Source organism: Pseudooceanicola onchidii, assembly GCF_004959925.1.
Taxonomy (GTDB): domain Bacteria; phylum Pseudomonadota; class Alphaproteobacteria; order Rhodobacterales; family Rhodobacteraceae; genus Pseudooceanicola; species Pseudooceanicola onchidii.
The window spans coordinates 1110836-1136113 of the sequence record NZ_SPUW01000001.1 but is presented as its reverse complement, the minus strand read 5'-3'; the positions used below and the strand labels follow the sequence as shown (position 1 = coordinate 1136113).

The following is a 25278-nucleotide window of genomic DNA, read 5'->3' as shown; positions in this document are numbered from 1 at the left end:
CGCGGCACGACGAAAAAGGGCAGCACCCCGGTGCTGCCCTTCGTCTTTTCGCGTCCTCCCGGCGGGGGACCGGATCAATCGCTGATCGACCCTTCTTCGTCCCGGCGGGCGTGCATCTTGGCCTTGACCCGTGCGCCCACGATCAGCGGCAGGATGAAGCCGATGATCGCCACGGCCCAGAGGCCAAGCGCCAACGGGCTGTCGAACAAGGTCCACCAGTTGCCGTTGTCGATGGTCACGGCGCGGCGCAGGTTGTTCTCCATCGCGTTGCCCAGAAGCGTGCCCAGGATGATCGGCACCAGCGGCACGTCGAACTTGCGCAGGCCCCAGCCCATCACACCGAATCCGATCATGACCAGCAGGTCGAAGGTCGATCCGGAGATGCCGTAGATGCCCACAAAGCTGACCATGGCCACGATCGGCATCAGGATCCGCGAGGGGATCATCAGCACGCGGGTGAACAGGCCCACCATCGGGATGTTCATCGCCAGCAGCATGAAGTTCGCGATGAAGAGCGCGGCGATCAGGCCCCAGACCACATCGGGGTTCTGCGTGAACAGCAGCGGTCCCGGCGTGATGTTGAGCGCCAGCAGAACGGCCAGCAGAACCGCCGTCGTGCCGGATCCCGGCACCCCAAGCGCCAGCATCGGCACCAGCGCACCGCCGGCGGCGGCGTTGTTGCCGGCTTCTGGCGCGGCGACGCCACGGGGGTCGCCCGTCCCGAAAGTGCCTTCCTTGTCGACCAGGCGTTTCTCCATCGAGTAGGAAATGAACGAGCCAAGCGAGGCGCCCGCGCCGGGCAGAACCCCTGCAAGGAAGCCCAGGAAGGACGTCCGCAGCATCGTGGGCGCGGTTTCCTTCAGCATCGACACCGGCGGATACAGCTTGCCGACCTTGATCTTGTTGGCATCTGCATCCGCACCGCCGTGGCGGTTTTCGAGGAAGATGAAGACCTCGGACAGGGCGAAGAGCCCCACGATGGCAACCAGGAAGTCGAGACCGTCGTAAAGGTGCACCTCACCGAAGGTGAAGCGCGGCACGCCGGTCTGGGTGTCGACACCGATGGTGGCGAGGCCCAGACCCAGGGCTGCGGCGAAGGCCGATTTCGCCTGGTTGGTCGAGGACACGCCGCCCAGGGTCATGAAGGCCAGCGCGAAGAGGGCGAAGTATTCGGCCGGGCCGAACAGAAGCGCGATCTTGACCAGCTGCGGGGCCAGCAGGATCAGCCCCCAGGTCGCGATGAAGGCCCCCACGAAGGAGGCCACGCCGGACAGCGAAAGCGCCTCGCCGGCGAGGCCCTTCTTGGCCATGGGATGCCCGTCGAGACAGGTCATCATGGCCGGTTCATCGCCCGGAATGTTCAGCAGGATCGACGAGATCCGGCCGCCGTACATCGCCCCGTAGTAGACCGAGGTCAGCAGGATCAGCGACGGCGTCGCCCCCAGCCCCATGGTGAAGGCCAGCGGGATCAGGATCGCCACGCCGTTCGACGGGCCAAGGCCCGGCAGGGCGCCCATGATGGTGCCCAGGAAGCAGCCCAGAAGGGCCAGCAGAAGGTTCTGCCAGGTCAGGGCGATGGCAAAGCCGTCGCCGAGGTTTGCAAGCGTTTCCATGGTGCCCCCTCAGAAACCGAACGGTCCGCGGGCCAGCGACAGGCCGAGGACAAGGTGGAAGATGACGTAGATCCCGACCGAGGTGCCGATGCCGACCAGTACGGCCTCGAGGATCGACGAGCCGAGGCGCCAGGCCAGGTAGGCCGAGACAAAGGCGGTGGCGATCACGAAGCCCGCGACGGGCAGCATCTCGGCATAGAGGACCAGCACGATGACGGCGGCGGCGATTTCGACCAGGCGGCCAAGGGCCGGCCACTGCGGTTCGGCGTCGGGGCGCAGCGCGATGGCCAGGCTCGACAGGCCAAGGATGGCGGCGATGATCAGGGGGAAGGCTTTGGGTCCGACGGCATCCGAAAGAAAGCTTTCCTCGATCGCGAAGGCCGCGAAGACATAGCCGATCGAGAGGAGAATGCCGACGACACCGAAGATGCGATCGCTCATGGTCGATCTCCTCTGCTGGGTGTCGGAAAAGCCGGGGGCCGGCATATCGGCCCCCGGCAGGTGATCCGTGAGTTGGATTACTTGATGATGCCGATTTCTTTGGAGATCGACTGGATCTGCGCCACCGAGTCCTCAACGAAGGACTGGAACGCTTCGCCCTGCAGGTCCAGCGGGGCGAGCCCGTTTGCCGCCATCACCTCTTTCCAGGCGTCGGAAGCATAGAGGTCGGAGATCTTGGAGACCCAGCTGTCGTAGGCTTCGTCGCTCATGCCGCCGGGGGCGTAGAAGCCACGCCAGTTTGCACCGATCGCATCGACGCCCTGTTCCTTCGCGGTCGGCATGTCGGCGAATTCGCCTTCAAGACGCTCGGGTGCCAGCACCGCGATGACCTTGATGTCGCCCGAGTCGACGAAACCCTTGGCTTCGGAAATGTCGCCGGTGAAGCCCTGGACCGATCCGGCCAGCAACTGGGTCACGGCCTCGCCGCCGCCGTCGAAGGCGATGTACTTGACCGAACGGACGTCTTCGATGCCATAGGCGTTGGCGGCGATCAGGACCTTCAGGTGATCCCAGCCACCCACGGCCGAACCACCGGCGATCGACACGGAGGTCGGGTCGGCCTTGATGGCGTCCAGCAGCTCGGGCAGCGTGTTGATCTCGCTGTCGGCGGCCACGGCGATCACGCCATAGTCAGCGCCGATCGAAGCCAGCCAGCGGACCTGGTCCATGGTGTTGCCGGGGTATGCCCCCTGCGCCAGGCGGGTCGCGGTCGCCGAGGATGCGGCGACGATCAGGTCATTGCTGTCGTTGCGCTTGTTGACGACTTCGGCGAAGGCCACGCCACCGCCGCCACCGGCGAGGTTGACGACCTGCATGGTCTTGTCGATGAGGCCTTCGTCCTGCAGGGACTTGCCGACCTGACGGCAGGTGAAGTCCCAGCCGCCGCCCGGGTTGGCGGGCGCGATGCATTCGGGGTTCTCCTGCGCGGCGGCCGCGAAGGCGGACAGCGACAGGGCGACGGCGGCAATCGCGCCGCGGGTTGCGGTAAGTTTCATGTGGTCCTCCTCAGGTCCGTCACGGGGCCCTCCCAGGCCCCGGGGTCAGTGCCCGCATGGCCGGGTCCTTGCGACCACTTTCCCCGCGGGTTGCGGATGTGTAACCGTTGTTCCTGTCACGAAGCTGTCACCGCGACAGTTTTCGGTCGGACAAGGAAAGTGGACCGCCGCCATGCGCATTCTGATGGTCGAAGACGCCAGGGACCTGGCCGAGGGGGTGATTGCCCACCTCGCCCGGTCGGGGCTGGCCTGCGATCTGGCGGAAACCCTTGAAGAAGCGCAGGATTTCCGGGCTGTTCAGCGCTATGACGCGATCGTGCTGGACATCAACCTGCCGGACGGATCGGGCCTGTCGTTCCTGCGCGCCCTGCGCGCGGCGGCGGATCGGACCCCGGTTCTGATGCTGACGGCGCTGTCGGCGATCGACGACAGGGTCGAGGCGCTGGACCAGGGCGCGGACGATTACCTGTCGAAACCCTTCGACCAGCGCGAGCTCGAGGCGCGGCTGCGCGCCCTGGTCCGGCGCGAGGCCGACCGGAAGGAAGAGCAGATCACCCTTGGGTCGCTGGTCTATGCCCCCAAGGACCGCAGCGCGCAGCTGGGCGGCCGGCAGCTGGACCTGACCCGGCGCGAGGCCGCGCTGCTGGATACGCTGGTGCGGCACCGCGGGCAGTTCCTGTCGAAGACGCGGCTTTACGATTCCCTCTATGGCTTCGACGATGCGGACGTCGGCGTGAACGCGATCGAGCTGTACATCGCCCGCCTGCGCAAAAAATTCGCCGGATCGGACGTGGCGATCACCACGCAGCGCGGCGTCGGCTACCGGATCGGGCTGGATGACTGACCGCCCTCCCCTCGATCTGCCGGGCCGCAGCCTTGTCAGCCGGGTGCTGGGCACGGTGCTGGCGCTGCTTCTGGTCGGCGGCGTGCTGGTCGCGGCCTCGTCGTGGTGGAACGGTCGGCAGGCGGCGCGGCAGGCCTATGACCGGATCCTTGTCGGGGCGGCCAGCGACATCGCGGAATCGATCCGGGTGCTGGATGGCGCGCCCGTGGTCGACCTGCCCGTCTCGGCCTTCCAGCTTCTGGCGCAGGCCCCGGACGACCGGATCTACTATGCCGTCATCGGTCCGGACGGGGCGCTGGTCACCGGGGTCGATCCCGACCACATCGTCACCCCGCCCGCCCGCGGCGGCGGGGCGGTGCGGTACTTTGACGACGCGCTGGACGGCGAACCGGCGCGCTTCGTCCAGCTGACCCGGCGGTTTGTCGAACGCGACTTCTCGGGCCCTGTCGACGTGATCGTCGGACAAACTCTGCGGGCGCGGCAGGCGATGACCCGCGATCTGGTGCTGGATGCGCTGCTGCCCATGGTCGCCGCCGGGGTGGTGATGATGATCCTCGCCTTTCTGGTGATCCGGTCGGCCCTGCGCCCGCTTGGCGCGCTGGTCGACGATCTGGCGGGGCGCGATCCCTATGACCTCACGCCGATGCCGACCGACCGCCTGCCCGGAGAGCTGCAGGTGATGCTGGGGGCGATGAACCGGTTCATGCAGCGACTGGACGGTCAGGTCGATGCCATGCGCAACCTGATCTCGGACACCGCACACCAGCTGCGCACCCCCGTGGCCGCGATCCGCGTGCACACCGAAACCGCCGCCGCCGAGCCCGAGGGCGAGACCCGCGCCCGCGCCATGGATCGCCTGCTGGCGCGCACCCGGTCGCTTGGCACGCTGCTGGACCAGTTGCTGAGCCGCGCGCTGGTGATCCACCGCACCGACAGCGTGCCGCGCACCCCCGTGGACCTGCGCGAGATCGCGCTTGAGATCATGGAGCGGGACGACCACATCGCGCTGATGCCGGACGCCGAACTGCGGCTCGAGATCGGCGAGACGCCGGTCATGGTCCGCGCCGACGCCTTTTCGCTGTCCGAGGCCGGGCGCAACCTGCTGAACAATGCGCTGGCGCACGGACAGCAGCCTGTGTCCGTGGGTGCGGATCTACAGGAGGGCGAGGCCGTGCTCTGGGTGCAGGACAGCGGTCCGGGGCCCGAGGCCCGGGTGCTTGATCGCATGGGCGAGCGGTTCAACCGTGACAGCGGCACCCGCGAACAAAGCACCGGCATCGGGCTGAGCATCGTGCATTCAGTCGCCTCGGCCTTCGGCGGTCGGGTCGAGATGACACCGACCCCTGACGGGTTCCGCGCCGCCCTGATCCTGCCCGCCGAGCCGGAGACCCCATGACCATGTTGCGCCGACTGCTTGCCCTCGCGGCCCTTGCCCTGCCCCTGCCGCTTGTCGCGCAGGAGGCGACCGCCACCTTCGGCAACGGCCCCGTGCCCGTCGTGGTGCGCTCGACCACGGATATCGGCATCATCCGACCGGTGATCGACCGTTTCGTCGCTCTCAACCCTGGCCTGTCGATCACCTATGAGCAATGGGGGTCGAACGCGCTGTTCGAACGCAGCCGGGACGACTGCCGGGGTGACGGGCCACCGGCGGATGCCGTGCTGTCCTCGGCGGTGCAGCAGATGGTCTGGCTGGTCAACGCCGCCTGCGCCCTGCCCTACCGGTCCGCCGCGACACTGGCCCTGCCCAGCACCCGGCGCTGGCGGGACGAGCTGTGGGGGGTGACGACCGAACCGGCCGTGATAGCCTACAACCGCCGACTGCTGGCCGCCCAAGACGTGCCGCGCAGCCGCTTTGCGCTGCTGGATGCGCTGCGCGAACGCCCCGAGGTCTTCCAGGACCGCATTGCCACCTACGACATCGCCGAGTCGGGGCTCGGGTTCCTGTTCGCCTATGCCGACAGTCTCGAGGCGACGACCTTCGGCGCGCTCCTGGAAGGCTTTGCGCGGGTCGACGCCGTGGCGACCTGCTGTTCGGCGGAAATCATCGCCGGCGTCGCGTCGGGCCGGTACCTGATCGCCTATAACGTGCTGGGGTCGTACGTGGTGAACAAGGCGCTGCCGGATGTCGGGCTGATCCTGCCCGAGGACTACACGCTGGTGCTGTCGCGTGGCTACATGATCCCGAAGGGGGCCGCGCGGGCCGATGCCTCGGCCCGGTTGCTGGATTTCCTGCTGACGGCCGAGGCGCAGGCGCTTCTGGCGCGCGCCGGGCTGGTGACGCAGATCGACGCGACCGACACGGCGCTGGCGGTCAGTGCACGGCGCTACATCCCGCTGTCGCCCGCCCTGCTGGTCGCGCGCGATCCCAACCGGCGCGACCTGCTGCTGCAGTTCTGGTCCGACACCTTCCGCCGGGCCGAACTGCCCTAGGCCGGTGCCCGCATCCCGATCGCAAGATCGGGGCGGTCGGTTGTCAGGTGGCCGATGCCGGTGCCCAGCCAGTGGCGGATCGCCTCGGGGTCATTGACCGTCCAGACGCAGAGCCGGTCCAGCGGCCAGCGCGCGGTCACGGCATCGAAGGCCCCGGCAAGGTAGTCGTGACGCAGCGCGACGATGTCGACCAGATCGATCACCTCGGCGATGAACCCGTCCAGCCCGCCGCGCCGGTCGATCCAGCCCACATCGGCGGAGACAAGGCGCGGCACCTCGGGCGCGGCGTCGCGGCAGGCGCGCAGAACGTCCAGATCGAAGGACGTCAGGTGTACCCGCCCCTGCACCCCATGCGCCGCGATCCGGTCCGCGACCCGACCGGGCAGGCCCGGATAGGGCGTGCCTGTCGCGTCGACCTTGATTTCGACATGCAGGTTCACGCCGAAGGGTGCCAGCGCCTCAAGCGCCTCGTCCAGCGTCGGCAGGTGTTCGTCACTGCCCGTCAGACCCACGTCGCGGCGGGTGGTGGCGGTCAGGTCTGCCACGGGCCCGCTGGCCCCGGTCGTGCGGTCCAGCGTCGGGTCGTGGATGACAAGGATCTCTGCGTCGGCGGCAAGGTGCACGTCCAGTTCGATGGCGTCACACCCCAGGGCGGCGGCCCGGCGGAATCCGTCCAGCGAGTTCTCGGGCCAGAGGTTGCGGGCGCCGCGGTGTCCGGTGATGGCGGTCATGGTGCAGTCCTTCCTTCAGCGGATGGTGGGATCAAGACGGTCGCGCAGCCAGTCCCCGACCAGCGAAATCGACAGCGTCGTCAGCATGATGACCACGGCCGGGCCCAGCATGATCCAGGGTGCGTTGGTCAGGTATTCGCGGCCAAAGCCGACCATGTTGCCAAGGCTGGTGTCGGGCGGCTGCACGCCAAGACCCAGGAAGGACAGGCCGGATTCCATCAAGATGATCTCGGGGAATGTCAGGGTCATCGACACGATCAGGGTCGAGGCCACATTGGGCAGGATGTGGTGCAGGTAGACCCGGCGCGGCGTCGCGCCCAGCTGGACCACCGCCGCCGCATAGCCCTGCGCGCCTGCGGAAATCGCCAGCCCCCGCGCGATCCGGGCATAGCGTTCCCAGCCATAAAAGCCCATCAGGCAGACCAGCAGCACCATCGAGGATCCGAAAAAGGCCAGCACGGCCAGCGACATGATCAGGAAGGGCAGCGCCGCCTGGAAGTCCGCCAGCATGACCACGACATGTTCGACCACGCCCCGGAACTGCGCCGCCAGAAAGCCAAGCGTGGTGCCGAACACGGCCGAGATCAGCGTCGCCCCGAAGGCGATGACCAGCGACACCCGCACCGACTGGATCAGCCGCGACAGCACGTCCCGGCCCAGTTCGTCCGTGCCCAGCCAATGGCCCGGCGTGCCCGGTGGCGACAGGCGCGCCGACAGGTCCATCTGCGTGATGTCGTAGGGCCGGATCAGGTCGGCAAAGATGGCGCACAGGATCATCAGGCCCAGCCAGGTCAGTCCGAAGGTGACGGCGGGCGGCGGCAGCCTGCGGGCCCGGGGCGCGCGCTCCGGCGTGGTCGTGTCGGAGGGAGAGGTGGCAAGCGTCATGGCGGCCTCTTTCTGCTGGGCTTAATGGGCGGGCTGGGCACGCAGACGCGGGTCCAGCCAGCCGTAAAGAAGATCGACGATCAGGTTCGACACGACCATCACGGCGGCGATCAGCAGCAGGATGCACTGCACCACCGCAAGATCGCGGTTCGACACCGACACGATCAGAAGCCGCCCGATGCCGGGCCAGGAGAAGATCGTCTCGACCACCACGGCGCCGGCGATCAGCGACCCGACCATGAAGCCCACGATGGTCACGATCGGCACGGCGGCATTCGGCAGGGCATGGCCCCGCACCACGTCACGCCAGCTGACCCCCTTGGCCGAGGCGGTGCGGATATAGGGCTGGCCCAGCACCTCGATCATGGCCGAACGGGAAAAGCGGGCCAGGATGCCGATCCCGCCGATCGAGATGGTGATCGCAGGCAGGATCGCATGCTGCCAGGTGCCCATCCCGCCCGAGGGCAGCACGCCCAGGGTGACGGCAAAGATCAGCACCAGCACAAGGCCCAGCACGAAGGACGGGATCGTGAAGCCGAGGATGGCCAGAAGGATCACCCCCCGGTCGACCGCGCTGTCGCGGTGCAGCGCCGCGTAGACGCCCGCCGGAATGCCGATGCCCAGTTTCAGCAGCAGCGCCGGGATCGTCAGCATCAGCGTGGCAGGCACACGTTCAAGCACCAGCTCAAGCGCGGGGGACCGGTCGCGCATCGACACGCCGAAATCACCGGTGAAGATCGCGCCGAGGTAGGACAGGTACTGCTGCCAGAGCGGCGCATCGAGGCCCCATTCGGCGCGGAAGGCATCGATCACCGATTGCGGCACGTCGGGGCCCAGCAGCACCTCGGCCGGATCGCCCGACATGCGCAGCACCACGAAGGCAAAGGTCATCACGGCCAGCACGGTGATCAGCGCGCGCAGCAGACGGATTGAAACGAAACGGATCATTGAGGGACCTCAGGCGGCGCGGACGTCGGGGGTGACGGGGCAATGGTGGCAGGCGGCGGTCTGGCCGGGCGCGACACGGGCCAGCTGCGGCACCTGATCGCGGCAGACATCAGTCGCCAACGAACAGCGGGGGTGGAAGGCGCAGCCACGCGGACGGCGCGCGGGGTTCGGCGGCTCTCCCTGCAGGATGACGCGACTGTCCAGCGCGCGGCCCGGCTCGGGCACCGACGAGATCAGCGCGCGGGTGTAGGGATGCTGCGGATCGGCGAACAGGCGTTCCGACGGACCCTCTTCGACGATGCGGCCCAGGTACATGACGGCGACACGGTCGCACAGGTTGCGCACCACCTTGAGGTCATGGCTGATGAAGACCATGCCCAGCCCTTCGCGCGCCTGCAGGTCGCGCAGCAGGTTCACTACCTGCGCCTGGATCGACACGTCAAGCGCCGAGACAGGTTCGTCGCAGACCAGCAGGTCGGGCGAGGTCGCCAAGGCCCGCGCGATCACGACCCGCTGACGCTGGCCGCCCGACAGCTCGTGCGGATAGCGGTCGGCCTGATCGGCGCGCAGGCCGACCGACTCCATCAGCTGCGCGACCCTTGCGGTGCGGTCGGCGGCGGTGCCGGTGCGGTGGATTTCAAGCGGTTCGCGGATCTGGGCGGCGATGGTCAGGCGCCGGTCCAGCGCGGCCAGCGGATCCTGGTAGACCATCTGCATGTCGGCCCGCAGCGCCCGCCATTCGGGCGTGGCGGCGGCGGGCATGGGCTGGCCCTTGAACAGCACCTGCCCCCCCTGCGCCGGGTCGACCCCCAGCAGCATCCGGCCAAGCGTGGACTTGCCCGACCCGCTTTCGCCCACGATCCCAAGGGTTTCGCCAGCGTTCACAGTCAGGCTGATGCCGTCGACCGCGCGGACGGGCGCGGCGGCCCCAAAGAGGCCCTTGCGGCCCTGGTAGACGCGGACAAGGTCACGGGCTTCGAGAAGCGCGGTCATGTGGGGCATCCTTCCTGGTGGGCGGTCATCCGGGGGGCGGTGGCATCCGGCGCGGCGTCGTCCTCGGGCAGCGGATAGGCACAGGCCAACGCCCGGCCATCACGCTGCCGCAGCAGGTCAGGACGGTTGCGCTGGCAGAACCCCTGCGCCCGGTTGCAGCGTGGGGCAAAGGCGCAGCCCGCAGGCAGGTTGCGCGGATCGGGCACGGTGCCGGGGATCGGGGTCAGCGCGCCGCGCGGGCCATGCAGCCGGGGCAGCGCGTCAAAGAGGCCCCGGGTGTAGGGATGGCGCGGGCGGTCGAACAGGGTGGAGACGGTGCCCTCTTCGACGATGCGCCCGGCGTACATGACACAAACCCGTTCGCAGACCTGCGCGACCGCGCCCAGGTCGTGGCTGATAAAGACCATGGCCATGTTCATCTCGCGGCGCAGGCGCGCCAGCAGGTCCAGGATCTGCGCCTGGATGGTGGCATCAAGCGCGGTGGTCGGTTCATCCGCGATCAGCAGATCCGGCTCGCCTGCCAGCGCCATGGCAATCATGATCCGCTGGCACTGACCGCCAGAGAATTCGTGCGGGTATAGCGTGAAGCGTCCGCGCGCGTCCGGAATGCCGACCAGGTCCATCAGGCGCAGGGCCTCGGCCTTGGCGGCGGCTCCGGTCAGGCCACGATGCAGGCGCAGCGCCTCGACCAGCTGGCGGCCGACCTTCAGGACCGGGTTCAGCGCGCTCGACGGGTCCTGGAAGATCATCGCGATCCGGCCACCGCGCACGCGTTCCAGCCTGTCCCGGGGGGCACCGGACAGGTCCGTCTGTTCCAGCGTCACCCGCCCCGATACGCTGGCCTTGCCCGGCAACAGGCCCAGGGCCGCAAGCCAGGTCACGGATTTGCCGCAGCCGGATTCCCCGACAAGGCCCAGGGCCTCGCCCCTTGCGACGTCCAGATCGATGCCATGCAGGACGGGAACACCGTCGAACGCGACCCGAAGATCCCGGATCTCGACCAGGTTGGTCATGCGCTGTCCTTTCGGTTCAGATCAGATGCGCCGGGATGCGTGGCCCGGCGACGGAAATCCCCGGCGACACAGGGCCGCCGGGGATGGTCGTTCAGGACAGGTCAGCCGTTGCTGCCGGGCCAGTTGGCGGCGCGGAAGTCCATGGCGAAGGCCGGGGCGGCCTTCCAGCCCAGGTCGGACCGCATGCCGGTGAAGACGGCGTTCTGGTGCAGCACCTGGTAGGCCGGATCTTCGCGTTCGGCGATTTCCAGCATCCGGGCGATGGCCTGCTTGCGCTTGGCGCGGTCGGTCGAGGTCTCCATCACCAGCGACAGGTCATTGAGCTCGGCGTTGGACCAGTCCTTCTTCTGCTGGACCTCGCCGTTCGGACCGAACTGGACGACCATCGGGGTGATCGGATCGTTGATGGTGTTCGAAGCCGACCAGTCGCGGACGCCCTTCACACCGGCGGGATCATGGATCTGGCCCCAGTTTTCCTTCATCTCGATCTCGACGTTCAGGCCGACCTGCTTCCACATCTCGACCATGATCTGACCGTTGGCCGTCTGGTTGGTGTAGTAGTTGTTCAGCAGGCGATAGGGGATCGCATCGCCCTTGTAGCCCGCCTGCTTGAGCAGATCGCGCGCCAGTTCGGGATTGTACTCGGGTGCGGCCCAGCCTTCGACGAACATGTCGGACGACCGGAAGCTTTCGAACTGCAGACCGGCGGGGATGTTGGTCATCCCGCCCCAAAGCGCCTGGACAATGGCGTTGCGGTCGATCGAATGGGTCATCGCGCGGCGGACCAGCGGGTCGGCCAGGATGTCATTCTGGGTGTTGAAGACCGAAATGCGGTGGTTCCAGATGGTGGAGTTCTGGACCTCGAAGCCGCTGGTGCCGGTGACGTTGCCGATCTGGTCCGGCGGCAGGTCGCAGGCAAAGTCGTATTCGCCGGACAGCAGGCCGTTGACGCGGCTCGACACCTCGGGGACCTCGACGAAGGTGATGGTTTCCAGCGGCGGACGGCCACCCCAGTAGTCATCGAAGGCGCGCAGGGTCAGCGACACGTCGGGGCGATAGTTGTCGACGAAGTACGGACCGGTGGTGATCGGCTTGGCGGCCCATTCGGCATAGGTCGCGGCTTCGTCCCAGGCGCGGCGGTTCAGGATCTGGGTCCCGCCGGAATAAAGACGCCCTTCCAGCGTGACGTCGGGCGTCGCGTTGTGGAAGCGGACGGTGTACTTGTCGACGATTTCCACACCGGCAAGCGACGGCAGCTTGCGGCGGCCGATGCCCGGCACGTTGGCGGGGATGTCCTTGGCGGTCTCGGGCTTGTAGTCCTCGGCGAAGACGGTCTTGCCGCCTGCGGGTTCGGTGTCGCCGAACACACGTTCCTTCGAGAACGAGAAGGCCACGTCTTCGGCCGTCAGTTCGTCGCCGTTGTGGAACTTGACGCCTTCGCGCAGCTTCAGCTCAAGCGTCTTGTCGTCGATGCGCTTCCATTCGGTGGCCAGACCGGGCACCGGACCCTGATCGCCCATCCAGTCCCGCAGGATCAGGCCTTCCCAGAGGTTGGGATAGAGCACGCGCTCGCCGACGTTGGACTGTTCGTTCCACGGGTCGAGCGTGTTGTTGTTGGTGATCTTCTGCACCGCGATGGTGATCGAAGGACGGGCGCCCTGGGCGCGGACATAGGCAGGCAGCATCAGCCCGCCGGCGGTTGCGCCCATCAGGCCCAGCGCATGGCGTCGGTTAAGTCGGATCATCTCTGTCTCTCCTGGATGCACGGCCTGCGCAGCGTGCGCACGGGGCCGGGAGTATCTGCTGGATATCGGCCGACAGTTGCCTGTCCGCGATGCCCCCCTACTGACCCTGCGGATGTGACAGCGGGACGACGCTTTCGTTACCGTTCCGCGAAATCCGGAGTGATGCTCCATTTTCCCACAAGAAAGTGGAGTGTCGTTATCAAAGCGTCACAAAGCCGCCCTAGCCGGAGGAGGCCTGCGGCGGGTCCTGTCCCTCCGCCCTTCGCCTGCCCGCCCCCGGGCCGCACATCACATGACGGAGCTTCCAGATGACCACCCTTCCCCTGCTTGGCGCGGCCATGCCGCTTGACGCGCTCGAGACACACCGCGACTGGCTGATTGCCGACCAGCGCGATCTGGAGCTGCAGGACTTCATCAAGGCCGACGTGCTGAACGGCGACTGGCAGCCGCTGGTCGACCGGGCCCGGGCGCTGCTGGACGGCTATGCCGGGCGGCTTGGCATACATGGGCCGTTCTGGGGCCTGTCGCTGGCCAACCCCGACCCCGACCTGCGCGCGTTGGTCACCCGGCGGATGGAACAGGGCCTGGCGGTCTGCGAGGCGCTTGGCGCGACGCAGATGGTGATCCACAGCCCCTATTCCACCTGGATGTACAACAACCTCGACAACCTGCCCTCGGCACGGCAGGACGTGGTCGACCTGGTCCACGCCACGCTTGATCCGGTGGTCGGCCGGGCCGAGGATCTGGGCGTGCAGATGGTGCTGGAGAATATCGAGGACAAGGACCCCGACGCCCGCTGCGATCTGGCGCGCAGCTTCGACAGCCCCGCCGTGCAGGTTTCGATCGACACCGGTCATGCGCATTATGCCCATGGCTCCACCGGGGCGGCGCCGGTCGACTACTATGTCCACCGGGCGGGAAACCTGCTGCGCCATGTCCACCTGCAGGATGCGGATGGATATGCCGACAGGCACTGGGCCATCGGCAAGGGCACGGTCAACTGGCACGCGGTCTTCGCCGCGCTGGCCCCCCTGACCAGCGAACCCCGCCTGATCTTGGAGCTGCGCGACAAGGCGGGTATCCTGCCCTCGGCCGCCTATCTTGCCGACCTTGGCCTTGCCCGCTGAGACAGGCGCGGGCATGGCTCCGCTGGTCTGTTTCGACTGTGACGGCGTGCTGGTCGACAGCGAACCGCTGTCGGCGCAGTGCATGGCAGACCTTCTGTCCGGGTTCGGCATCCGCCTGACCTGGCAGGAGGCCAACGCCATCTTCGTCGGCAAGACCACGGCGGATGCGCTGGCCCTGATCGAAGCGCGGTACGGCGTTCACATGACCCCGGCCGACATGGCGCCCTTCGACGCGATGCTGTTCCCCCGGTTCCGGGCCGCGTTGCAGCCTGTGCCGGGCATCGCCCATGCCATCGCATCGCTGGACCTGCCGGTCTGCGTGACCTCGAACAGCGGTCATGACCGGCTGGCCCTGTCGCTGGCGCTGACCGGGCTGGACGGATTGTTCGGGCCGCATGTCTTCAGCGCGCAGGACGTGGCGCGCGGCAAGCCCGCGCCGGACCTGTTCCATTTCGCCGCCACCCGGATGGGCACCCATGCCGCCCGGTGCATCGTGATCGACGACAGCGTGACCGGGATCACCGGGGCCATCGCCGCAGGTGCCCGGGCCATCGGATTTACCGGCGGCGGTCACTGCGGCCCCGATCACGCCCGGACCCTCCAAGCGGCCGGGGCGCAGGTTGTCGTGGGTCACGCCGCCGATCTGCCTCGGGCGATCGCGGCATTGACGGCCCCCGCCTGAGCGGAGAGGTTCATCGCGACCCAGGCGCAGACGGAGGAGACCGCGAGGATGACCGAACAGGCCCCCCTGACCCCGCACGTCCTGCGCGTGATCGAGGCCAGCCGCGACGACCTGCCCGAGGCGATGGCGCGGATCGCCGACTTCATCCTGAAGGAACCCGAGACGGCGGTGCGGGCCTCCATGTCGTCGCTGGCCGAGCTGTCGGGCAGCGGCGACGCCAGCATCGTGCGGTTCTGCCGACGGTTGGGGTTCGACGGCTTTCACGCCTTCAAGCTCTCGCTCGCCTCGGACATCGCCTATCGCAGCAGTGCGGACCCGCGCGGCGCCGATCTGGTGACGCGGGTGTCGGATGCCGCGCGCGCCACCGTCGACGGCACCGATCCGCAAGAGCTGGGCGAAGTTGCCCGCCGTCTGACCGAGGCGCGGACCATCGACATCTTCGGCGCGGGCGTGTCGGGCATGGTGGCGCAGCTGTATGCCTATCGCTTTTCACGCATCGGACTGGTCGCACGTGCGCTGACCGATCCGGTGATCGCGGAAGAGGTCATGGACGGCGTCGATGCCCGTTCGGTCTACATGACCATATCGGAGACCGGGCTGACCCCGCAGACCGAAAAACTTCTGCGCCTCTCCGGGACGCGCGGGGCCTACCGTGTCGCGATATCGGGGCGGCGCATCGCGGATCTGCGCCACCTGTGCGAAACGCTGCTGATCGCCACGCCCCTGTCGCCCCTGCCCGAACGCGGAGAGATCACCCCAACCGTGGCCAAGGTGGTCCTGTGTGAACTGCTGGCCGAAGAGGTCAAGGCGCTTCGGTCGGACGTCTAGGTCAGGTCAGGTGACGCGTGACCGGACCTGATATCTGGGGTCGCGCCACAGCTCATCCCCGATCACCGTCTCGATCTTCTCGGCGGCGGCGCGGATGTCGTCGTCGTCCAGGTAAAGCGGCGTGAAGCCGAAACGCATGATATCCGGCGCGCGGAAATCCCCGATGACGCCCAGCGCGATCAGCGCCTGCATGGCGGCATAGCCTTCGTCGAAAGCGAAAGACACCTGGCTGCCGCGCCGCAAGGGATCGCGCGGCGAGGCGAGCGTGAGCGTCGGGCAGCGGCGTTCGACCTCGGCAATGAACAGCTCGGACAGGTGGATCGAGGCCTCTCGGATCTCGTCCAGCGTCACGCCGTCCCAGGCATCCAGCGCGGTATCCAGCACCGACAGCTGGATGATCGGCGGCGTACCGACCCGCAGGCGTTCCGTGGCCATCGCCGGACGATAGTCCAGATCCATGGCAAAGGGCGCATCATGGCCCATCCAGCCGCTCAGCGCGGGCGCGACCGCGTCGATGATATCGGGGCGGGCATAGATGAAGGCGGGCGCGCCGGGGCCACCGTTGAGGTACTTGTAGGTGCAACCGACGGCGAATTCCGCGCCGCTGCCTGCCAGGTCCAGCGGCACCGCCCCGGCGCTATGGGCCAGATCCCAGATCATCACCGCCCCGGCCGCGTGCGCGGCACGGGTGATGGCCTGCATGTCGTGCATCCGGCCGCTGCGGTAATCGACATGGGTCAGCATGACCACCGCCACGCTGTCGTCGATCGCGGCCAGGACATCTTCGGCGGCGGGGGTGCGGATCACGTGCCCCTTGTCGATCAGCCGGGTCAGGCCCTGCGCCATGTAAAGGTCGGTCGGGAAGTTGCCGTCGTCCGACAGGATCACCTTGCGGTCGGGCCGCATCTCAAGCGCGGCGGCCAAAGCCTGATAGACCTTGATCGACAGGGTGTCGCCCGTGGCCACCGACCCGTCGGGCGCGCCGATAAGGCCCGCAATGCGATCCCCGACCTTCTTGGGCAGGGCCATCCAGTCGGCCGAATTCCACGCCCGGATCAGCTGGTTGCCCCATTCCTCGCCGATCACCTGCGCGGCGCGGGCCTGGGCGGCGACAGGCAGCATGCCCAGCGAATTGCCATCGAGATAGATCACCCCGTCGGGGATATGAAACAGGTCCTTGCGGGGCAGCATCACAGCTCTCCTCTCACGTGCCAGAGTTCGGGAAAGAGTTCGACGTCCAGCATCCGGCGCAGGTAACCGACGCCCGAGGTGCCGCCGGTGCCGCGCTTGAACCCGATCACCCGTTCGACCGTGGTGACATGGTTGAAGCGCCAGCGGCGGAAGTAGTCCTCAAGATCCACCAGCTTCTCGCCCAGTTCATACAGCGTCCAGTAACGGTCAATGTCCTCGTAGACGATTTTCCAGCGCGCCTGGATCTCTGGGTCGGCCTGGTGCGGCGTGTCCAGCTGCGGCGCAGGCATCCGGCTTTCGTCGCCGTCGATGGTGCGGAACAGCAACCGCACGGTTTCGTCGTAGATGCTGGGCCGCGCCAGTTCGTCCGTCAGGATCTTCTGCACCTCGGGCGCATGGGCGTGCGGTTTCAGCATGTTGGTGTTGCGGTTGCCCAGCAGGTATTCCACCAGCCGATACTGGTAGGACTGGAACCCCGAGGACGGGCCGAGCGATTCCCGGAAGGTCGAGTAATCGGCGGGCGTCATGGTGCGCAGTACTTCCCACTGCTGGTTGAGCTGTTCGAAGATGCGGCTGACCCGGGCCAGCATCTTGAACATCTCGGTCGTCTTGCCCGCGATCAACCCGTTGCGCGCCGCCGACATCTCGTGAATGACCAGCTTCAGCCACAGCTCGCTCGTGTGGTGCTGGATGATGAACAGCATCTCGTCGTGCGCATCGCTCAGCGGATGCTGCTGGTCAAGAAGCGTGTCGAGGTGCAGGTAATCGCCATAGGACATCGCCTTGCGGAAATCCGTCCTGGCGCCGTCCGTTTCGGGGTTATAGGCCTCTGAGCTCATGGTCTGATCCTCGACATGTGGTGGCACGCGGGTCGCGGTGCCGGGCGTGGCGATGCCCCTGGGGCGACATTCTCAGGAAGCGCCATTTGCTTCAAGTATAAAATTTATACACCCAAAGCTTTTCCCCTGCCCCGCCCTCAGCGCTCGAGCGCGGCGCTCAGGTCCCTCAGGGTGCGGATGAATTCGGTCAGTCGTTCCGGCCCGATGGCATCGTTCAGCGCCTTCAGGTGGGCCTTGGTCTTTTCCTCCATCCGCGCCTGCATGGCGATGCCGTCGGGCGTGGCGACGCACATGTGGGTGCGGCGGTCGCGGCTGGACATGTGGCGATGGATAAGCCCGTGGTCCTCCATCCAGCGCAGGCTCGAGGTCACGTTGGTCTTGTCGCGGGCCGAGGCCAGCCCGATCTGGGTCTGGGTGATCCGGGGGTTGCGCACGATCAGCGTGAGGATGGTGAAATACCCGGGCTTCAACGCCTCGTCCCCCAGCCGTCGCTTGAAGTCGCCATAGGCGGCCTCGTAGGCGACGCGCAGGTACATGCCGACGAAATCCTGCAGGATGCCGTGGTCAAGCTCTTCAAAGGCCGGCGGGCTCTGGTCGCTGATCTGCATCATCGGGGGCAACGGATCGGACATGCGCGCCTCCTACCGGGCCAGATCCGGCAGGATCGTGGCGATGGCCGGGATGGCGATGATGATCGCGATGCGCAGGATGTCGGCCACCACGAAGGGGATGATCCCGCGATAGATCGCGCCCGAGGACAGGTCGTCGATCGCCGACTTGATCACGAACAGGTTCAGCCCGACCGGCGGGGTGATCATCGACAGCTCGGTCACCATGACCGCGAAGATGCCGAACCAGACCGGATCAAACCCCAGATCGGACACGATCGGAAAGAAGATCGGAATGGTCAGCAGGACCATCGACAGGCTCTCCATGAACATCCCCAGCACGAGGTAAATGCCGAGGATGACGAAGATCACCGCGGTCGGGCCAAGTCCCATGTCCCGGATCAGCCCCGACAGCGCGGCGGGCAGGCCCAGCAGGTTCATGAAGTTGGAAAAGACCATCGCGCCGATCAGAACCATGAAGAGGCTTGCGGTGGTCGTCACTGTCTCGATCAGCGAGTCGAGGAAGACGCGCGGGGTCATGGTGCGCCGCCAGATCGCGAAGATCAGCGCGCCGGTTGCGCCGACGCCGCCGGCCTCGGTCGGGGTGATGACACCCAGGTAGAGCCCGCCGATGATCGCCACGAAAAGCGCCAGGATCGGCCCGACATTGCGCAGGTTGGCCAGCCGTTCCGACCATTCAGCCCGTGGCGCGGCCGGGGCGCAGGTGGGATCCAGCTGCGCCGTCACCCGGATCGCGACGAGGTAGAGCACCACCGCCAGCACACCCGGCAGGATCCCCGCGATGAAGAGCGCGCCGATGTCGGTGCCCGTGGTGATGCCGTAGAGCACAAGGATCACCGACGGCGGGATCAGGATGCCAAGCGTGCCGCCCGCAGCCACGGTCGCGGCGGCAAAGCCATCGGCATAGCCATAACGGCGCATTTCCGGGATGGCGACCTTGGCCATGGTGGCGGCGGTGGCGATGGACGACCCCGAAAGTGCGGAAAAGCCGCCACAGGCCAGGATCGTCGCGGCGGCCAGGCCGCCCCTGCGGTGGCCGACGAACCCGTGGCTCAGCCGGTAGAGGTCGCCCGACATGCGTGCGCGGGTCACGAAGACGCCCATCAGCACGAACATCGGCAGGACCGACAGTTCATAGGACATGGTGGCATTGATCGGCAGCTGTCCGATCATCCCCATGGCGGCGCCTTCGGAAATCGTCAGGGCGATGCCCGCAAGGCCGACGACCAGCATGGCAAAGGCGATCGGGATGCCAAGGATCATCAGGCCCAGGATCAGCCCGAAGCTCAGCGCGGCGGTTTCCCAGACACCCATCACAGGCCCCCCGTCTGCAGGGTGGTATCCGGCGCGCGGCGGCGCAGCGCCTCGACCGCGCAGATCAGGAAGGCCAGCGCGGCGATGACCAGCATCACCGACATGCCCTGCGCGATCAGCCCCTTGGGCACCCGCAGTTCCATCGTTACCTCGTTGTAGCGCAGCAGGCGATTGCCCTGCAGCCAGACGCGCCAGGCGATGAAGCCCATCAGGGCGGCCCCGAGACACTGGCCGATGACATCCATCAGGCGGGCAAAGGCGGGCGGGAAGCGTTCGGACAGGATCGTCACCCGGATATTGCCGCCCTTGCGGATCATCCAGGGCAGCGCGGTAAAGACCATCAGGCCCATGCCGATCTCGATCATCTCGAACCCGCCCATCAGCGGATTGCGGAAGACATAGCGCATGACCACGCCGACGAAGGTCACGGTCATGACCCCGGCCGCGATCAGCCCCGACAGCCAGACCAACGCAAGGCACAGCCGGTCAAACAGGGTCAGCAGAAAAGGTCCGGACGGCGAATGACCGGCCGGAGACTGCTCCGGCCGGTCGGGACGGATCCCTGTCATTTGGCGTCGAGTCCGGGCTGGCTGGCCAGGTAGTTCTGCACCATGTCGCGGGCGTAGCCCAGGATGGCCTCCCCGTCGAAGCCCTTGTCGGACGCCTGCTGCAGCCATTCGGTTTCCAGCGGCTTCAGCTTTTCATGCGCTGCGGCGAGGTCTTCGTCGGACAGCGTGATGAACTCGGCCCCGTTGTCCATCAGGTTCTTTTCGCCCTTGATGTCGGCATTGGTCCAGGCAAAGCCCGCGTTCATGGCAATCGCCATGCCCGAATGCTTTTCCACGGCCGCCTTCTGGTCGTCGGTCAGGCCGTTCCAGCTTTCCTCGTTGAACGCGACCCAGAAGGTATCGGTGTAAAGACCGCCCGGGATCCGCGTGATCGAGGTGATGACCGGCGTGATCCCGAAGAAGTCGATGGATTCCGACGGGAAGGTGATGCCGTCCGCCACGCCGCGCGACATGGCGGTCTGCGCTTCGGTCGGCGGCAGCTGCACGGGCGATGCGCCCAGTTCCGACATCATCCGGCCGGTGACGTTACCGCCCACGCGGATCGTCTTGCCTTCCAGATCGGACAGGGTTTCGACCTTGCCGCCCGCCATGTTGATGTTGGGGTTGGAATGGGTGAACAGCCCGACGACATGCGCGCCCTCGTGTTCGCCGTAATCGGCGCCGAACTTTTCATAGGTCAGCCAGGCGGCGGCAGAGCCCGCCCAGGGATCGGGCGACATGAAGGGCAGATCCATCACCTGGGTCATGGTGAACCGGCCCGCGTTGTGGCCACTTACGCCGTAACCTACGTCAAACGACCGGTCGAGCAACAGGTCGAACTGCGCCGGGGGCGGCCCGAGCGCCGAGGTCATGATCTCGAACTTGAGCGATCCTTCCGTCTCGTCCTCGATCGCGGCGGCCCAGGGCTGCAGGATCTCGGTCACGATGAGGTGGTGCGGCGGCAGCCAGTTGCCGATGCGCAGGGTCGTGACATCCTGCGCCAGGGCAGGCAGGCCGACAAGGCCGATGGCGGTCGATAAGACCAGGGAGGTCCAGTGTTTCATCGCGTTCTCTCCGTGTTGGTTTGGTTTGTCTTTCTTTTCTTATAGTTGGGTGGGTGCGCTTAGCTTGAAGATTTCAAGCGCATCCGCCGTGGCGCCGCCGCGGACGGTCAGCAGCCGGAACTGTTCCGCCGCCATGGCGGTGAAGGGCACGGGCGAGGTCGAGGCCCGCGCCAGATCGCAGACCGAGTCGAGGTCCTTGAGCATCGTGTAGACATGTCCAAGCGGTGGTTCGTGCTGGGCATTGACCATGCGCGGCACGAACAGCTGCAGCGGCTTGCTGTCGGCGAACCCACCCGCCAGCGCCTCGGGCAGGCGCGCGGCGTCGACGCCCGCGTTGGTGGCCAGTCGCGCGGCTTCGGCCAGCACGGCCATGGTGCAGCCGACGATCACCTGGTTGCAAAGCTTGGTGGTCTGCCCTGCCCCGCTTGGCCCCATCAGCGTGAAGCGCGACGCCATCTGCATCACGAAGGGTTCGACCCGGTCGAAGGCCGCCTGATCGCCGCCCGCCATGATCGCAAGCGTCCCGGCCTCGGCGCCGGGCACGCCGCCCGACACCGGGGCGTCGATCCACTCCATCCCCGTCTCGGCCTTCAGCTTCGCCGCCATCTCGCGCGTGGCCTCGGGCTGGATCGACGAGAAATCGACCAGCACCGATCCCGCCCGCGCGCCCTTGGCCACGCCATTGTCGCCAAAGACCGCATCGCGCATCGCCGCCGTGTCGGTGAGGCAGAGGAAGACGATATCCGACTTGGCCGCCACATCCGCCGGGCTGTCGCCCAGGGACGCGCCGCGCGCGACCAGCGGTTCGGCCTTGTGGGCGCTGCGGTTCCAGACAGTGACGGGATTGCCCGCATCGATCAGCCGACCCGCCATGGGCGCGCCCATCAGGCCGGTTCCGATATAGCCAAGCGTGGTGGTCATGCGCGTGCTCCCTTGATCTTGCCGCGGGGTTGTTCCGGCCACTGGGCGTTGCCCGGATGGGTCACGGCGCCTTCATGGGCCTGACCGACGGTCGCGGCGTACTTGTGCAGAAGGCCCGCACGGTGGCGCGATACCGGCGGCGTCCAGGTCTCGCGGCGGGCGGCCATTTCCTCGTCGCTCAGATCGACGCTGATGGTCGCGGCCTTGCCGTCGATGGTGATTTGGTCGCCGTTGCGCACCAGCCCAAGCGGTCCGCCGGTCGCGGCTTCGGGTGCGGCGTGGCCGATGCACATGCCGCGCGTCGCCCCCGAGAACCGGCCATCGGTCAGCAGCGCGACCTTCTCGCCCATGCCCTGGCCATAGATCAGCGCGGTGAGGCCCAGCATCTCGCGCATGCCGGGGCCGCCGACGGGGCCTTCGTTGCGCACGATCAGAACCTGCCCCTCGGAATAGTCGCGCGAATGCACGGCCTCGACCGCATCGTCTTCGGATTCGAAGACCCGCGCCGTCCCGGTGAAGGTCAGCGAGGCCAGGCCCGCCACCTTCAGCAGCGCGCCATCCGGGCACAGGTTGCCCTTCAGCACCACCACCCCGCCCGAGGCCATGATGGCATCCGGCACGGTGCGGATGACCTCTCCGTCCGGAGCAGGCGCGTGTTCGACCTCTTCCCAGAGCGTACGGCCGGTGACGGTCATCGTGTCGCCGTGCATGAAGCCATGGGTGATCAGCTCCTTGATGACGACATGCGCGCCGCCGATCTCGTAGACGTCCTTGGCGTGGTACTTGCCGCCCGGGCGCAGGTTGCCGATGAAGGGGGTGCGTTGCAGCACCTCGGCCACGTCGTCGGCGGTGAACCGGATGCCCGCTTCGTTCGCGATGGCAGGGATGTGCAGCGCCGTGTTGGTCGACCCGCCGGTGGCCGCAACGATGGCACAGGCGTTTTCCAGCGCCTTGCGGGTGACGATGTCGCGCGGCAGCGGGCCGCCGCGTTCGACCATCTCCATCACCAGCTGGCCCGCCCGCTGGCCGACACCGCGCCGCTTGGAATAGACCCCCGGGATCATGGCCGAATTCGGCACCGTGATGCCAAGCGCCTCGGACACCATGGCCATTGTGTTGGCGGTGAACTGGCCCGCGCAGGCGCCGATGGTGGGTTTGCAGGCGTCTTCCAGCTGGGTCAGCTCGTCCTCGGTCATGGTGCCCGCCTGAACGGCGCCGACGGCCTCGTAGGTGTTCAGGACCGACACGTCCTCGCCCTTGAACCGCCCCGGCAGGGCCGATCCGCCGTAGACGAAGACCGAGGGCACGTTGCAGCGCACCATGCCCATGATGACGCCCGGCAGGGTCTTGTCACAGCCGCCGTAGCCGACCAGCCCGTCGTAGGCATGGCCATGGACCACGGCTTCGATGCTGTCGGCGATGATCTCGCGGCTGACGAGGCTGAACTTCATGCCCTCGTGGTTCATCCCCACCCCGTCCGAGACCGAGATGGTGGTGAATTCGCGCGGGGTGCCCCCGGCCATGGTCACGCCTTCCTTGGCATAGTCGACCTGATCGTAGTGTGTCATGTTGCAGGGGGTCACTTCGCCCTTCTGGCTGACCACACCGATCATCGGCTTGGCGATGGCGGCATCGTCCAGGCCCATGGCCCGCATGAAGGCGCGGTGCGGTGTCCGGTCGATCCCGTCAGTGGTGATCCGCGACCGCAGTTCGGCGGTGCGGGAGGTGGGGTCTGGCTGCTTCCGATCAGTCGGCGCGGACATGGCATTCCCTTCCAAGAAAGTTTTATTCAAGAATATTCATGGTTGAAACAAACACGCGAATCTTCTTTCCTGTCAATGTTCATTTCCGGAAAGAGGCCGATGCGACTGATCTCCAATATCTCGATGCTGTTTCCCGAGCATCCGCTGGCCGACCGCATCGCCGCGTCGCAGGCCGCGGGCTTCGACGGGGTTGAAATCCAGTTTCCCGAGACCGCCGACCTGGCCCCCCTGCGCGCCGCGATCGACGCCACCGGCCTGCCCGTCGTGCTGATCAACGTACCGCGTGGTACGGGCGACGAGGTCGGCCTGGCCTGCCTGCCCGACCGTGTCGAGGACTTCCGCGCCGCCGTGGCGGTCTGCGCCGAACAGGCCCGCGTGCTTGGAGTGCAGAAGGTCAACGTGCTGTCCGGGCGTCCCCTTGCGGGGTCGGATCCCGCGGAGTGTCGGCGGGTGCTGATCGACAACCTGCGTCATGCGGCCGATGTTATGGGCGGGATCGGGGTGAAGGTAATGGTCGAACCGGTCAATCCGGTGGATGTGCCCGGTTTTTACCTCACCGGGCTGGCCCCGGCGCTTCAGCTGCTGAAAGACGCGGCACATCCGAACCTGTTCCTGCAGTTCGATTTCTATCACATGGCGATCACCGAACCGGACCTCAGTGCCGCCATCGCCGAGGCCGCCCCGATGATCGGCCACGTGCAGTTCGCCGACACCCAGGGCCGACACGAACCGGGGCATGGCGACATCGATTTCGGCGCCGCCCTGCGGGCCCTGCGGGCGACCGGCTATGACGACGTGATTTCAGCAGAATATCGGCCCGCCGGCACGACGCTTGCGGGTCTGGGCTGGATGGACAGCTTCAGAAAGGCTCTTTCATGACCGACACGCGCGACCTGATCCTGCAGGATATCCGCACCGCTGCCGCCTTCGACACGCGCTCGACCACACCGCCGCGTTCGATCGCGCAGGCCTACGCGCTGCAGGATGCCGTGGCGGACGGTCTGACGTCCGACCCGCGCTACGGCCCGGTGGCCGGGTGGAAGATCGCCGCGAACTCTCCGGCGCTGCTGGAACGGTTCGGCATCGGAGAGCCCGCAAGCGGCCGCGTCTTCGTCGCGCAGCGCCGCGACAGCCCTGCCACGCTGGACGCCGGGGCCTATCGCCAGTTCGCGCTCGAACCCGAGATCGCCGCCGTCATCGGCACCACCCTGGCCGCGCAGGACGCGCCCTACGATGCCGCCACAGTGCAGGCAGCCATCGCCCGGTTCGTCCCGGCGATGGAGCTTCTGGACATGCGCGGTGCCGACATGGGGGCGATCCACCTGCCAGACGCGATCGCGCAGAACATCTCGAACGTGGGTGCGGTGATCGGCGGCCCGGGCGTCGCGCCGGATGCGCTGGATGTGTCCACCATCCGCACGACCCTGACCATCGACGGAGAGCTGCGCCACGACGTCACCGGGGCCGCGCCGCAGCATCCTCTCGAGGCGGTGACCTGGCTGGCGAACCACCTGTCGGCGCGGGGCCTGACGTTGGAGGCCGGGCAGATCGTGCTGTGCGGAACCCACAGCCCGATCTGGTATCACGAGGGCACGGGCCGGATCGATCTGGCCATGTCCGGTCTGGGCGAGGCGGTTCTGACGCTTGGCTGACACCCCGGGCCGGAGGTTT

25 protein-coding genes are annotated in these 25278 nt (G+C 67.1%); 8 read left to right on the top strand and 17 right to left on the bottom strand.

Features of this window, described 5'->3' with window-relative positions; all coding sequences use genetic code 11:
• Positions 1-74: 74 nt before the first annotated feature.
• From E4S58_RS05460 to E4S58_RS05450, 3 genes are all read right to left on the bottom strand, one after another.
• Complete coding sequence (locus tag E4S58_RS05460; protein WP_136635324.1) at positions 75-1613, bottom strand: tripartite tricarboxylate transporter permease; 1539 nt, start codon at positions 1611-1613, stop codon at positions 75-77.
• Positions 1614-1622: 9 nt separating this feature from the next.
• The gene (locus tag E4S58_RS05455) at positions 1623-2054 is read right to left on the bottom strand and encodes a tripartite tricarboxylate transporter TctB family protein (RefSeq protein ID WP_136635323.1); all 432 of its coding nucleotides are present in this window, start codon (positions 2052-2054) and stop codon (positions 1623-1625) included.
• Between the two features lie 77 nt (positions 2055-2131).
• Complete coding sequence (locus E4S58_RS05450) at positions 2132-3109, bottom strand: Bug family tripartite tricarboxylate transporter substrate binding protein (RefSeq protein ID WP_136635322.1); 978 nt, start codon at positions 3107-3109, stop codon at positions 2132-2134.
• Positions 3110-3281: 172 nt separating this feature from the next.
• On the opposite strand from E4S58_RS05450, the gene E4S58_RS05445 reads away from it, so the two are divergent.
• Genes E4S58_RS05445 through E4S58_RS05435 form a run of 3 tightly spaced genes read left to right on the top strand, consistent with a single transcriptional unit; the run spans position 3282 to position 6386 of the window.
• Entirely contained in the window at positions 3282-3953 is a 672-nt protein-coding gene (locus E4S58_RS05445; protein WP_136635321.1) for a response regulator transcription factor, read from the top strand.
• Positions 3946-5349: a sensor histidine kinase N-terminal domain-containing protein gene (locus E4S58_RS05440; protein WP_136635320.1), complete on the top strand. Its 1404-nt coding sequence runs from the start codon at positions 3946-3948 to the stop codon at positions 5347-5349. Before E4S58_RS05445 ends, E4S58_RS05440 begins: the two co-directional genes overlap by 8 nt.
• Positions 5346-6386: an ABC transporter substrate-binding protein gene (locus E4S58_RS05435; protein WP_136635319.1), complete on the top strand. Its 1041-nt coding sequence runs from the start codon at positions 5346-5348 to the stop codon at positions 6384-6386. Before E4S58_RS05440 ends, E4S58_RS05435 begins: the two co-directional genes overlap by 4 nt.
• Here E4S58_RS05435 and E4S58_RS05430 read toward each other — a convergent pair.
• The 6 genes from E4S58_RS05430 to E4S58_RS05405 all read right to left on the bottom strand — a co-directional run bounded on the left by E4S58_RS05430 (position 6383) and on the right by E4S58_RS05405 (position 12701).
• On the bottom strand, positions 6383-7117 hold the full coding sequence (locus tag E4S58_RS05430) for a glycerophosphodiester phosphodiesterase family protein (protein ID WP_136635318.1): 735 nt from the start codon (positions 7115-7117) through the stop codon (positions 6383-6385). The two genes, E4S58_RS05435 and E4S58_RS05430, sit on opposite strands and share 4 nt — an antisense overlap.
• A 15-nt stretch (positions 7118-7132) precedes the next feature.
• Positions 7133-8002, bottom strand: coding sequence for an ABC transporter permease (locus E4S58_RS05425; RefSeq protein WP_136635317.1), 870 nt, complete (start codon positions 8000-8002; stop codon positions 7133-7135).
• A 21-nt stretch (positions 8003-8023) separates the two neighbouring features.
• Complete coding sequence (locus E4S58_RS05420) at positions 8024-8950, bottom strand: ABC transporter permease (protein ID WP_136635316.1); 927 nt, start codon at positions 8948-8950, stop codon at positions 8024-8026.
• Positions 8951-8959: 9 nt separating this feature from the next.
• Positions 8960-9943 carry an ABC transporter ATP-binding protein gene (locus tag E4S58_RS05415; protein WP_136635315.1) on the bottom strand — a complete coding sequence of 328 codons (984 nt, stop codon included), beginning with the start codon at positions 9941-9943 and terminating at the stop codon, positions 8960-8962.
• A complete protein-coding gene (locus tag E4S58_RS05410) occupies positions 9940-10956 on the bottom strand; it encodes an ABC transporter ATP-binding protein (protein ID WP_136635314.1) in 1017 nt (338 codons plus the stop codon). The genes E4S58_RS05415 and E4S58_RS05410 overlap by 4 nt, the downstream gene beginning before the upstream one ends.
• A gap of 101 nt (positions 10957-11057) precedes the next feature.
• Positions 11058-12701 carry an ABC transporter substrate-binding protein gene (locus E4S58_RS05405; protein WP_136635313.1) on the bottom strand — a complete coding sequence of 548 codons (1644 nt, stop codon included), beginning with the start codon at positions 12699-12701 and terminating at the stop codon, positions 11058-11060.
• A 308-nt stretch (positions 12702-13009) separates the two neighbouring features.
• Here E4S58_RS05405 and E4S58_RS05400 point away from each other — a divergent pair, with 308 nt between their 5' ends.
• From E4S58_RS05400 to E4S58_RS05390, 3 genes are read left to right on the top strand one after another with little or no spacing between them, the layout of a single operon-like run.
• Positions 13010-13828 carry a sugar phosphate isomerase/epimerase family protein gene (locus E4S58_RS05400; RefSeq protein ID WP_136635312.1) on the top strand — a complete coding sequence of 273 codons (819 nt, stop codon included), beginning with the start codon at positions 13010-13012 and terminating at the stop codon, positions 13826-13828.
• Between the two features lie 13 nt (positions 13829-13841).
• Positions 13842-14510, top strand: a complete 669-nt coding sequence (locus tag E4S58_RS05395; protein WP_136635844.1) for an HAD-IA family hydrolase — start codon at positions 13842-13844, stop codon at positions 14508-14510.
• 48 nt (positions 14511-14558) lie between these two features.
• Complete coding sequence (locus E4S58_RS05390) at positions 14559-15338, top strand: MurR/RpiR family transcriptional regulator (RefSeq protein ID WP_136635311.1); 780 nt, start codon at positions 14559-14561, stop codon at positions 15336-15338.
• Positions 15339-15344: 6 nt separating this feature from the next.
• On the opposite strand, the gene kynU is transcribed toward E4S58_RS05390, so the two are convergent.
• The 8 genes from kynU to ilvD form a co-directional block, all read right to left on the bottom strand.
• Positions 15345-16529 (bottom strand): kynureninase, encoded by a 1185-nt coding sequence (gene kynU / locus E4S58_RS05385; protein WP_136635310.1) that lies wholly within the window; start codon positions 16527-16529, stop codon positions 15345-15347.
• Positions 16529-17368 carry a tryptophan 2,3-dioxygenase gene (locus E4S58_RS05380; protein WP_136635309.1) on the bottom strand — a complete coding sequence of 280 codons (840 nt, stop codon included), beginning with the start codon at positions 17366-17368 and terminating at the stop codon, positions 16529-16531. Before E4S58_RS05380 ends, kynU begins: the two co-directional genes overlap by 1 nt.
• 137 nt (positions 17369-17505) lie before the next feature.
• Positions 17506-18000 carry a MarR family winged helix-turn-helix transcriptional regulator gene (locus tag E4S58_RS05375; RefSeq protein WP_136635308.1) on the bottom strand — a complete coding sequence of 165 codons (495 nt, stop codon included), beginning with the start codon at positions 17998-18000 and terminating at the stop codon, positions 17506-17508.
• A gap of 9 nt (positions 18001-18009) precedes the next feature.
• On the bottom strand, positions 18010-19311 hold the full coding sequence (locus E4S58_RS05370) for a TRAP transporter large permease (protein ID WP_136635307.1): 1302 nt from the start codon (positions 19309-19311) through the stop codon (positions 18010-18012).
• Entirely contained in the window at positions 19311-19880 is a 570-nt protein-coding gene (locus E4S58_RS05365; RefSeq protein WP_169052602.1) for a TRAP transporter small permease, read from the bottom strand. The genes E4S58_RS05370 and E4S58_RS05365 overlap by 1 nt, the downstream gene beginning before the upstream one ends.
• On the bottom strand, positions 19877-20923 hold the full coding sequence (locus E4S58_RS05360; RefSeq protein ID WP_136635305.1) for a TRAP transporter substrate-binding protein: 1047 nt from the start codon (positions 20921-20923) through the stop codon (positions 19877-19879). Before E4S58_RS05360 ends, E4S58_RS05365 begins: the two co-directional genes overlap by 4 nt.
• A gap of 39 nt (positions 20924-20962) precedes the next feature.
• On the bottom strand, positions 20963-21844 hold the full coding sequence (locus E4S58_RS05355; protein ID WP_136635304.1) for an NAD(P)-dependent oxidoreductase: 882 nt from the start codon (positions 21842-21844) through the stop codon (positions 20963-20965).
• Positions 21841-23607, bottom strand: coding sequence for a dihydroxy-acid dehydratase (gene ilvD, locus E4S58_RS05350; protein ID WP_136635303.1), 1767 nt, complete (start codon positions 23605-23607; stop codon positions 21841-21843). Before ilvD ends, E4S58_RS05355 begins: the two co-directional genes overlap by 4 nt.
• A gap of 99 nt (positions 23608-23706) precedes the next feature.
• Between ilvD and E4S58_RS05345 the strand changes: the two genes are divergently transcribed.
• Complete coding sequence (locus tag E4S58_RS05345) at positions 23707-24486, top strand: hydroxypyruvate isomerase family protein (protein WP_169052601.1); 780 nt, start codon at positions 23707-23709, stop codon at positions 24484-24486.
• Positions 24483-25259: a 2-keto-4-pentenoate hydratase gene (locus E4S58_RS05340; RefSeq protein ID WP_136635301.1), complete on the top strand. Its 777-nt coding sequence runs from the start codon at positions 24483-24485 to the stop codon at positions 25257-25259. Before E4S58_RS05345 ends, E4S58_RS05340 begins: the two co-directional genes overlap by 4 nt.
• Positions 25260-25278: the final 19 nt, after the last annotated feature.

What these genes read in the sequence shown, in the direction of transcription:
- E4S58_RS05370 (WP_136635307.1), bottom strand. Translation starts at nt 19,311, where the DNA reads ATGGGTGTCTGGGAAACCGCCGCGCTGAGCTTCGGGCTGATCCTGGGC.
- E4S58_RS05360 (WP_136635305.1), bottom strand. Translation starts at nt 20,923, where the DNA reads ATGAAACACTGGACCTCCCTGGTCTTATCGACCGCCATCGGCCTTGTC.
- E4S58_RS05445 (WP_136635321.1), top strand. Translation starts at nt 3,282, where the DNA reads ATGCGCATTCTGATGGTCGAAGACGCCAGGGACCTGGCCGAGGGGGTG.
- E4S58_RS05415 (WP_136635315.1), bottom strand. Translation starts at nt 9,943, where the DNA reads ATGACCGCGCTTCTCGAAGCCCGTGACCTTGTCCGCGTCTACCAGGGC.
- E4S58_RS05345 (WP_169052601.1), top strand. Translation starts at nt 23,707, where the DNA reads ATGCGACTGATCTCCAATATCTCGATGCTGTTTCCCGAGCATCCGCTG.
- E4S58_RS05435 (WP_136635319.1), top strand. Translation starts at nt 5,346, where the DNA reads ATGACCATGTTGCGCCGACTGCTTGCCCTCGCGGCCCTTGCCCTGCCC.
- E4S58_RS05355 (WP_136635304.1), bottom strand. Translation starts at nt 21,844, where the DNA reads ATGACCACCACGCTTGGCTATATCGGAACCGGCCTGATGGGCGCGCCC.
- E4S58_RS05395 (WP_136635844.1), top strand. Translation starts at nt 13,842, where the DNA reads ATGGCTCCGCTGGTCTGTTTCGACTGTGACGGCGTGCTGGTCGACAGC.
- E4S58_RS05440 (WP_136635320.1), top strand. Translation starts at nt 3,946, where the DNA reads ATGACTGACCGCCCTCCCCTCGATCTGCCGGGCCGCAGCCTTGTCAGC.
- E4S58_RS05400 (WP_136635312.1), top strand. Translation starts at nt 13,010, where the DNA reads ATGACCACCCTTCCCCTGCTTGGCGCGGCCATGCCGCTTGACGCGCTC.
- E4S58_RS05460 (WP_136635324.1), bottom strand. Translation starts at nt 1,613, where the DNA reads ATGGAAACGCTTGCAAACCTCGGCGACGGCTTTGCCATCGCCCTGACC.
- E4S58_RS05410 (WP_136635314.1), bottom strand. Translation starts at nt 10,956, where the DNA reads ATGACCAACCTGGTCGAGATCCGGGATCTTCGGGTCGCGTTCGACGGT.
- kynU (WP_136635310.1), bottom strand. Translation starts at nt 16,529, where the DNA reads ATGCTGCCCCGCAAGGACCTGTTTCATATCCCCGACGGGGTGATCTAT.
- E4S58_RS05380 (WP_136635309.1), bottom strand. Translation starts at nt 17,368, where the DNA reads ATGAGCTCAGAGGCCTATAACCCCGAAACGGACGGCGCCAGGACGGAT.
- E4S58_RS05430 (WP_136635318.1), bottom strand. Translation starts at nt 7,117, where the DNA reads ATGACCGCCATCACCGGACACCGCGGCGCCCGCAACCTCTGGCCCGAG.
- E4S58_RS05420 (WP_136635316.1), bottom strand. Translation starts at nt 8,950, where the DNA reads ATGATCCGTTTCGTTTCAATCCGTCTGCTGCGCGCGCTGATCACCGTG.
- E4S58_RS05455 (WP_136635323.1), bottom strand. Translation starts at nt 2,054, where the DNA reads ATGAGCGATCGCATCTTCGGTGTCGTCGGCATTCTCCTCTCGATCGGC.
- E4S58_RS05375 (WP_136635308.1), bottom strand. Translation starts at nt 18,000, where the DNA reads ATGTCCGATCCGTTGCCCCCGATGATGCAGATCAGCGACCAGAGCCCG.
- ilvD (WP_136635303.1), bottom strand. Translation starts at nt 23,607, where the DNA reads ATGTCCGCGCCGACTGATCGGAAGCAGCCAGACCCCACCTCCCGCACC.
- E4S58_RS05405 (WP_136635313.1), bottom strand. Translation starts at nt 12,701, where the DNA reads ATGATCCGACTTAACCGACGCCATGCGCTGGGCCTGATGGGCGCAACC.
- E4S58_RS05365 (WP_169052602.1), bottom strand. Translation starts at nt 19,880, where the DNA reads ATGACAGGGATCCGTCCCGACCGGCCGGAGCAGTCTCCGGCCGGTCAT.
- E4S58_RS05450 (WP_136635322.1), bottom strand. Translation starts at nt 3,109, where the DNA reads ATGAAACTTACCGCAACCCGCGGCGCGATTGCCGCCGTCGCCCTGTCG.
- E4S58_RS05340 (WP_136635301.1), top strand. Translation starts at nt 24,483, where the DNA reads ATGACCGACACGCGCGACCTGATCCTGCAGGATATCCGCACCGCTGCC.
- E4S58_RS05425 (WP_136635317.1), bottom strand. Translation starts at nt 8,002, where the DNA reads ATGACGCTTGCCACCTCTCCCTCCGACACGACCACGCCGGAGCGCGCG.
- E4S58_RS05390 (WP_136635311.1), top strand. Translation starts at nt 14,559, where the DNA reads ATGACCGAACAGGCCCCCCTGACCCCGCACGTCCTGCGCGTGATCGAG.